Annotated in this window: 7 protein-coding genes; 3 read left to right on the forward strand and 4 right to left on the reverse strand. The window is 43.1% G+C overall.

The window, feature by feature from the left end; all coding sequences use genetic code 11:
- Positions 1 to 32 precede the first annotated feature (32 nt).
- Positions 33 to 3,113, reverse strand: coding sequence for a DNA translocase FtsK (locus ACX17N_RS03125; RefSeq protein WP_458891130.1), 3,081 nt, complete (start codon positions 3,111 to 3,113; stop codon positions 33 to 35).
- 253 nt (positions 3,114 to 3,366) lie between these two features.
- On the opposite strand from ACX17N_RS03125, the gene trxB reads away from it, so the two are divergent.
- The 3 genes from trxB (at position 3,367) to ACX17N_RS03140 (ending at position 5,972) form a co-directional block, all read left to right on the forward strand.
- Complete coding sequence (gene trxB / locus ACX17N_RS03130; protein WP_458891095.1) at positions 3,367 to 4,320, forward strand: thioredoxin-disulfide reductase; 954 nt, start codon at positions 3,367 to 3,369, stop codon at positions 4,318 to 4,320.
- 82 nt (positions 4,321 to 4,402) lie between these two features.
- The gene (gene aat / locus ACX17N_RS03135) at positions 4,403 to 5,137 is read left to right on the forward strand and encodes a leucyl/phenylalanyl-tRNA--protein transferase (RefSeq protein ID WP_458891131.1); all 735 of its coding nucleotides are present in this window, start codon (positions 4,403 to 4,405) and stop codon (positions 5,135 to 5,137) included.
- A 19-nt stretch (positions 5,138 to 5,156) separates the two neighbouring features.
- Complete coding sequence (locus tag ACX17N_RS03140) at positions 5,157 to 5,972, forward strand: arginyltransferase (protein WP_458891096.1); 816 nt, start codon at positions 5,157 to 5,159, stop codon at positions 5,970 to 5,972.
- Positions 5,973 to 6,008: 36 nt separating this feature from the next.
- On the opposite strand, the gene rimI is transcribed toward ACX17N_RS03140, so the two are convergent.
- The 3 genes from rimI to ACX17N_RS03155 form a co-directional block, all read right to left on the reverse strand.
- Entirely contained in the window at positions 6,009 to 6,467 is a 459-nt protein-coding gene (gene rimI / locus ACX17N_RS03145) for a ribosomal protein S18-alanine N-acetyltransferase (protein ID WP_458891097.1), read from the reverse strand.
- Positions 6,468 to 6,582: 115 nt separating this feature from the next.
- The gene (locus tag ACX17N_RS03150; protein WP_458891098.1) at positions 6,583 to 7,464 is read right to left on the reverse strand and encodes a metal-dependent hydrolase; all 882 of its coding nucleotides are present in this window, start codon (positions 7,462 to 7,464) and stop codon (positions 6,583 to 6,585) included.
- Positions 7,465 to 8,280: 816 nt separating this feature from the next.
- The coding region (locus tag ACX17N_RS03155) for an EF-Tu C-terminal domain-related protein (RefSeq protein ID WP_079275949.1) at positions 8,281 to 8,390 on the reverse strand (110 nt) is incomplete at its 5' end.

Below are 8,390 nucleotides of genomic sequence, written 5' to 3' on the forward strand. Positions count from 1 at the left end.
CTAATTCAGCAGGTTTTTTTAATATCTAATGCTTAAACCAGAATATCGCGTTTACCATTGGCTCCCATGGCACTCACAATACCGTTTTCTTCCATTTGATCAATAATCCGTGCAGCACGGTTATATCCCAAACTAAATTTGCGCTGTAAGGATGATGTTGACGCTTTACGTGTTTCTAAAACAAAAGACACGCACTGATCATACAGTGCATCACGGTCAGAGCCTGCATCCCCTTCTTCAAAACCACGTGAAGTCGGCTCTTCATCATAAGGCGTCAAAATCTCATCAATATAATCAGGATCACCACGTTCACGCCAAGCATCACAAATACGGTTCACTTCGTCATCCGAAATAAACGCTCCATGCACCCGTTCAGGCTCAATTTTTCCGGGTCCTAAAAACAGCATATCACCATGCCCCAGCATGTCCTCAGCACCACCAGCATCCAAAATGGTTCTGGAGTCAATTTTACTGTTCACACGCAAAGCAACACGGGTTGGAATATTGGCTTTAATTAGACCTGTGATCACATCCACCGATGGACGCTGCGTTGCCAGCAGCAAATGGATGCCTGCAGCACGGGATTTTTGTGCCAGACGGGTAATCATTTCCTCTGCTTTCTTGCCCACCTGCATAATCATGTCGGCAAACTCATCCGCCACAATCACAATGGAAGGTAATGGCGTTAAGCGTGGCGCACGTTCCTGCGTAGCCGAATCACTGGGCTTCCATGTCGGATCAATCAAATCCTCACCATTGGCAATCGCTTCTTCAACCTTACGGTTATAATCGGCCAATTTACGAATTTTAAGGAAAGACATCAGTTTATAACGACGTTCCATTTCATTGACACACCAATTCAATGCATTCACCGCATCTTTCATGTCAGTGACAACTGGTGTAAGTAAATGAGGAATGTCATTATAGTTCGCAAGTTCCAACTGCTTAGGGTCAATTAAAATCAAACGCAATTGATCAGGAGTATATTTCAGCAGCATCGATAAAATCATCGAGTTTACGGCTACCGATTTACCTGAACCCGTGGTGCCTGCCACCAACATATGCGGTGCCTTACCTAAATCGGTAATCACTGGGTTGCCTGAAATATCTTTACCCATTGCCATCGACAATAAACCCGCAGGGTCTCGATAGGCGGGTGTTTCTAATAATTCAATCAGACGCACCATTTCACGTGCACTATTCGGAATTTCAATACCAATATAAGGTTTGCCCGGAATCACCTCGACCACACGTACCGATGCCATCGACATGGAGCGTGCCAAATCTTTGGAAATATTGGTAACTTTGGATGCTTTTACCCCCGGTGCTAAATCTAGTTCAAAGCGTGTTACCACAGGACCTGGCTGGGCTTCAATCACTTTGGCTTTAACATTAAACTCTTGCAGTTTAATTTCCAGCAGTTCTGAAAGGCGTGTCAACTGTTCTGCAGTAAAATTGACTTTCTTGTTTGGATCGACCCGATCCAGTAAATCCAAACTTGGTAAAGTTGATAAATCTCGGCGTTTCTGCGCTACTTGCATGGCACGCGACATTGGGCGTCCCGCTGCATCCGTCAATGGTGCATCAAAATCAAACTCTTCATCTTCGTCTTGTGGTTTCCCTGCGGTTTCTTGCCATGCCTCAATAAAGGCTTCTTTGGACAATTCCACTTTTTCTGGCGATGTAGACGGCACCGAAGGTTCAAGGGTGGTATGCTGAATAGGGGCTTGCACAAAGGCTGAAGATTGCGCATAAGAGCTGCTAGGCGACTCAACTACACGTGCGACCTGTTGCTCTTCGGCATCAAAATCATCCAGAAAACGATTCAGCTCATCATTCAGTAAGCGCGCCTTAACCGCTCCCTCTGCGACCCCCACTGCACCAGCTGTGGCTACCGTTGCAAGTGCTGCGGATTCCATCGCTGCTTGCGTGGCAAACTCAGTGCTTTGCAACACTTGAAGCTCAGGACGCTGAAATGGCGTATGGACATCCGTCGCAGTTTTTGCGTTTGGAACAGCAGCCAATAACTCATCAAAGATCTCATCATCATCCCAATCCAACCCATTTTTGGCTTGAACTGAGCTCATCTCGAATTGAGCTTCTTCATGCTGCTGACGTGCCACCACTGAACCAAAATCGTGCTTTGGTATAATGGTTTCATCTTCAGCGGCTTTCAATAAGGCTTCAATATCTTGCTTATGCTGATGATCATTATTCGTATTCAGCGCTCGCCAGACTTCACCTGAAGCGATCTTGCGCTGACTGTCCTGCTCTAATTGATGTGCTTTGGCTAAGGTTTTTTCAAACTCTTCATCATCGTCTAGATCTATCTGCGTAGATGATGTGGTGTTCGCTTCTTTCTGCACCATATCATCAAAGAGACGCTCTGCGGCTGCACTGGCCACAAATGGCTGCTCGGCAGCTTGAGTTTCTGTAGATGGAGTCACATCATCTTGGGCAAGGGCTTTTGCGGGTGCAACAGCCACCACCTGTTTTTTAACCTGTGGCGTTGTTCGATCAAAATCAGACTCGCTCTCAGGCACATTTTTATAAAATAAATCTTGTAAATAAGCCGGAGTCGCTTGGAGAGTTTGCCAAGTTTTATTCCACTTGACCCCGAAAGCCAAAGTGAAAAGTACCAGCCAAAATACCAGCAAGAAAAATGCAGCACCATAGACTGTCAGTAATTGGCTTAAGCTTTGTCCCAGCTCATAACCAATAATACCGCCTGATGCATTGGTCAGAGTATCTGCTGGTACTTCCCAAAACAGGAATAATAAAGTGGCTGATGCCAACAAAATAAAAAACTGCGCTGCATAGCGGAAAGGTCGGTTCAGAAAACTGCGAGGCCACCAGACTTGTACAGCTTCAATAAACAAAAAAATTGGGATGAGTAAGCTTGCCCAGCCTAAAAATCCGAACAATAAATCTGAAATCCACGCTCCAGCAACCCCACTCGCATTTGACACCTGTTGCGTATCACTGGAAATATGCATCCAACCGGGATCAAAAGGCGTATAAGTGACTGTTGCAAGGAACAGATAAATTCCAAACGAGACTAAAAATAATGTCAAAATTAAGCGCTGTGCATAAGCACCCGACACCGCAGTCATACTCTGTCCTGTAGGCATTTTTTCATTCATGTTTTTCTGGAAAACAACCTGAATTTGTTTCTTAATAAAACCTGATATTATGCACCTGTTCACGTAAAAAAGATGCAAGATTATGAGGGCTTGTTGTTAACTTTAATTCTATATAGCTCAAATCGATTTGCATGATCAATATTACCCACATTGATCACACACAACTGTTATACACTTTCACGTATAATTTCATAAATTTTGAAAGAAAAAAAGGATGTCGCGGATGAGCGTTCGTCACTCACGATTAATTATTTTAGGTTCTGGCCCTGCGGGTTATAGCGCTGCAGTGTATGCGGCACGTGCCAATTTAAAACCAACCCTGATTGCTGGTTTACAATTGGGTGGTCAATTAACCACAACCACCGAAGTGGATAACTGGCCTGGTGATCCTGAAGGTTTAACAGGTCCAGCCCTGATGGAGCGTATGCAAGCCCATGCAGAACGTTTTGGCACAGAAATCGTGTATGACCATATCAATGAAGTCGACCTCAGTGTTCGCCCATTTGTCCTTAAAGGTGATATGGAAGAGTTCACCTGTGATGCCTTAATTATTGCAACAGGCGCGACTGCACAGTATTTAGGTTTAGAGTCTGAAGCGAAATTCATGGGTCAAGGTGTGAGTGCCTGCGCAACCTGTGATGGTTTCTTCTATAAAAACCAAAAAGTCATGGTGGTCGGTGGCGGCAATACTGCCGTAGAAGAAGCGCTTTATTTGTCGAATATCGCTTCACATGTAACTCTTGTTCACCGTCGTGACAGCTTACGCTCTGAAAAAATTCTTCAAGATCATTTATTTGAAAAAGAAAAAGAAGGCAAAATCAGCATTCTTTGGAACAATCAAGTGGATGAAGTATTGGGTGACAATACAGGCGTAACTTCTGTACGTTTAAAATCAACCATAGATGAAAGCACTCAAGATGTAGACGTTCAAGGTTTATTCGTTGCGATTGGTCACAAACCGAATACTGGCATGTTTGAAGGTCAATTGAACTTACGTGATGGTTATATTCAAGTACAAAGTGGCACTTCAGGCAATGCCACAGCAACATCGGTTGCAGGTGTATTTGCAGCGGGTGACGTGGCTGACAGTATCTACCGTCAAGCGATTACTTCAGCAGGTTCAGGCTGTATGGCAGCACTGGATGCTGAAAAATATTTAGATGCACTCGGTTCATAATCTTTTGCATCAAAAAAGACCGCCCGATTTGGGCGGTTTTTTTATGTATGATAGAGCAAAGAATGACACTCCGAATAACATCATGCCACAAACTTTAGCCCCTTCTGAATATTTATTTCCTGATCCGATTGCCGCTGATCCTGAAGGACACGGACTGATTTGTATCGGTGCAGACCTCTCCCCTTCCACCTTATATGAGGCCTATACCCATGGTCTATTTCCATGGTTTTCCGCTGATGAACCGATTTGCTGGTGGTGCCCAGAACCACGCTGCATTATTCGACCTGAGCAGTATCATCCGAGTAAATCCTTACTGCGCACCATGAAAAAGCATGACTACAAAATTACCATCAACCATGCCTTTGAAACCGTGATTCGCTCCTGTGCCTTACCCCGTAGCTATGCCGATGAAACTTGGATTTCAGAAGACATTATTCAAGGCTATTTAAGCCTGTTTTCCGCTGGTTATGCCTATAGTGTAGAAGTCTGGGAACAAGAACAGCTGGTTGGGGGACTCTATGGGGTCAGTATTGGTCAAGGCTGCTTTGGTGAATCCATGTTTAGCCTGCGCACCGATGTCTCTAAGATGGCATTTTACACGCTCATGCTGCTCGCTAGAGAAAATAAACTGGCTTGGGTAGACTGCCAGCTAGTGAATGATCATTTACTCAGTCTAGGTGCCTGTACGATTTCTCGACAAGAGTACTTAAATTCGTTACAAGATATGATAAAACAACCCCCTATCGATTGGAAAAAGTATCAAGAGGGTGTATTTTCAAGTAAAAGAATAGCGTTATCTTCGCAGTTAATCGAATGAGAACAATAGAGGGATCTTTATGAATTCTTATCACCCGAAGTCCCTGTTAAATGATTTACAGTACTACATTACACCGCCACATGAATGCAGCTATCTTGAAAAAAAATCAGCACGGATGGTTTTTCTAGATCCAGCACATCGAATTGATGTGGTGACTTTATCTGAACTATCACGGGTCGGATTCCGTCGTAGTGGTGATTTTGTCTATCGTCCCGAATGTCATTTATGTCGCCAATGTCTGTCTTGCCGTGTTCCTGTACAAGACTTCCAGATGAACAGCAAGCAAAAAAAAGCATGGAAACGCAATCAGGATTTAACCGTTAAAATTACCCAACCCAAAGATGCTAGTGATGTGCACTACACCTTATATGAGCGTTATATTCATGCTCGCCATGCCGATGGCGATATGTTTCCGCCGAGCTATGATCAGTTCGAAAAATTCCTGATTCATACTTGTACCGAGAGTTTCTTTCTCGAGCTATGGAAAGAAGATCAGTTACTCTGTGTTTCAACCTGCGATCAACTAGATGACGGTCTGTCTGCGGTCTATACTTTTTTTGAGCCCGACGAAAACCGCCGCTCTTTAGGGGCATTTGCAATCATGAAACAAATTGAATATGCACAGCAACAAGATTTAGATTATGTCTATTTGGGCTATTGGGTGCCACATTCCAATAAAATGAATTACAAGTCGCAGTACACCCCTTTAGAAGTCTTGCTTGATGGTCAATGGCGTCGTATCAACCGTTCACTGAGTGCAGAGGAAATTCAACTGTTGGGAAACTCATTAATGACCACGTTGCCCTCAGGCTGGAACAATTCAATTATTAAATAACCAATAAGATAGAGTTCGTTGTACTCTATCGATTGATTACTTAAACAGTTGCGCAAAGTCATCGCTGCAGGCTTTAACCATAATAATGGCATGCTCGCGTCCACCCTTGGGGCATGGATAATAATTTTTACGCAGATCAATTTGGTGGAAGCCTGATTTTTCATACAAGGCAATGGCCGCCTGATTACTTTCGCGGACTTCCAAGAAAATTTGCACTGGCTGATTTTTTAGTAAAGTAATCGATTGTTCCAAGAGCTGATAGCCCAAACCTTTACCCTGCTGATTGGGATGAATCGCCATCAAGATTAAATTGGCTTCGTCCAAGACTGGCTGTAAAATACAAAAACCCACCACCTGCCCAGCTTGCTCAATCACCGTACATTGATAGCTATCCACTGCATCTTGAAATTGCTTCGTACTCCATGGGTGGCTTTGTACCAATTTCTCAATTTGTGCCACCGCATTGACATCGGCTTGCTGCATTAAACGAATCATGCTCGTTCATCTTACTAATCTATATGAACTGGCATTATAAAAATTTTTATGTGAGAGTCGAAGTAAAATAGGGATATTTTTACTATCCCTATGGCTGTTGAGCATAAAGTGCCGCCTAGAAGCCTAATTTTGCTTTCCAGTTGGCTAATAAATTCACCGTATCTAAATCATTGGGATGAAAGCCCGGTTTAAAATAGGCCAGCATTTCACGTCCCATACCCGCAATAATCCCCTTAGACGGGCTATAACCATAGATATAAATCTCTTTGAGGGCTTTGAAATTCAATTGTTGATCATCTTTTAATAAGCGGAAGACAAAATAACTTTGCACCACAAATAAAGTCATCATGGCGGTAATCAATGAACCACAACGAGCCAGATAAGCCTTAACCCCGGTTCCAAATACCCCTTCAAATACATCATAAGCCACAGCTTTATGTTCATTTTCTTCAATCGCATGCCAATACCACATGGTCGACATGGTTTCATCCGTCATCAGTGCTTGAATATGCTGATTTACTAATAACTGTGATGCAATGGTTGCGGTAAAATGCTCTAGCGCAGTTGTTCCCATTAAATCAATCATTTCTTGAGTAACGCCCACTGGCTTAAATAGCATTGCCGCAGTCTTACGAAAACCCTGAATTACACGACCGGTCTGTTTTTCTAAACGCGCAACATCATGCCCATACTTTTGCGCCGCAGCATTGAAACCGACATGTTCCTGTGTATGCATAGCCTCTTGCCCAATAAACGCGCTAATTTCTTTTTGTAAGGCTTCATTCTCTTTTATGCTTGGGTGATAACGTACCGCACGCACACTATCAATAAAGAACTGCTCACCCGCTGGAAAAAGTGCCGACAAGGCCGTCATAAAATGTGTGAGCCCTGCTGAGCCATTCATCCAATATTCAGGCACTTGTTCAAAATTAAAATTCATACGACGCACCGGAAAACTTGCTCCTGCACGGTTGGTAATTTTTACCTTAGCATTCATCCTGAGACTCCTACAGACATCATGGTCTGATCATATTTATGCTTGTTTTTCTTGATTCTAATATTACGGTTTTGCGGTAGAGTGATAAGCGCAGATAGGGTCAGGAAAGTATCAGTTAAGGACAGTTTAATGATGGAATTGTTTGACAATTTTCGTATTGATTTGAATACCAAGATGGGAGGAATGCAGCACAAGGCTTTATGACGTAAAGCTGAACGGATGTCATTATTTAGCCAGACTATGCTCAGAGGAATAAAACCTCACCAAACATTTTGTGCACAACCAATTGACGTTTTCCCCCTACACTTAAACTCAAGGGATATCCCACTTTACTCAAAGGGTCTAAACCTAAAAGTATGCTCAAGTGCAATGCGCTACTGGAAACAGCTCAAGGCTTAGGTCGGATTATCTGGAAAAATAGAGCAGAGGATCACCTTAAAATTTACTCAAAACCCAGATGCCTTGGATCAAATTAGCCGACAATCGAGACAATGCAGGCAGCTTTCCACATCTGGTTAATAATCTTTTCTACATATGTGGCAGACCGAATAAAATAGCCGAATTAGGCCAAACCCATAGCCAACATGTCACTTAAAACAGTTGGTTATTGGCACATACATCACTTATAAATCCATATGTAACCAAGTCTATGTTACAGACCATCCCATACTCATCAGCTATTTAAGCTGTCCAAGATAATTATCACTACGTCTTAGAAAGAGTAGATTGCGCGTTACTGATGAAACCTACAATTACTGGATTATAGAAGCAAAAAAAAGCGCCCCAAAGGAGCGCTTTTTTCACACAATAGAGTGATTATGCAGTTACTTTCGCAACAACACCAGCACCTACTGTACGACCACCTTCACGGATCGCAAAACGTAGACCTGGGTCCATTGCGATTGGGTGGATTAATTCTACTGACA

The organism is Acinetobacter sp. GXMZU3951 (assembly GCF_054457875.1).

Coding starts and splice junctions, on each gene's coding strand:
- ACX17N_RS03125 (WP_458891130.1), bottom strand. CDS start 3,113: ATGACTGCGGTGTCGGGTGCTTATGCACAGCGCTTAATTTTGACATTA.
- trxB (WP_458891095.1), top strand. CDS start 3,367: ATGAGCGTTCGTCACTCACGATTAATTATTTTAGGTTCTGGCCCTGCG.
- aat (WP_458891131.1), top strand. CDS start 4,403: ATGCCACAAACTTTAGCCCCTTCTGAATATTTATTTCCTGATCCGATT.
- ACX17N_RS03140 (WP_458891096.1), top strand. CDS start 5,157: ATGAATTCTTATCACCCGAAGTCCCTGTTAAATGATTTACAGTACTAC.
- rimI (WP_458891097.1), bottom strand. CDS start 6,467: ATGATTCGTTTAATGCAGCAAGCCGATGTCAATGCGGTGGCACAAATT.
- ACX17N_RS03150 (WP_458891098.1), bottom strand. CDS start 7,464: ATGAATGCTAAGGTAAAAATTACCAACCGTGCAGGAGCAAGTTTTCCG.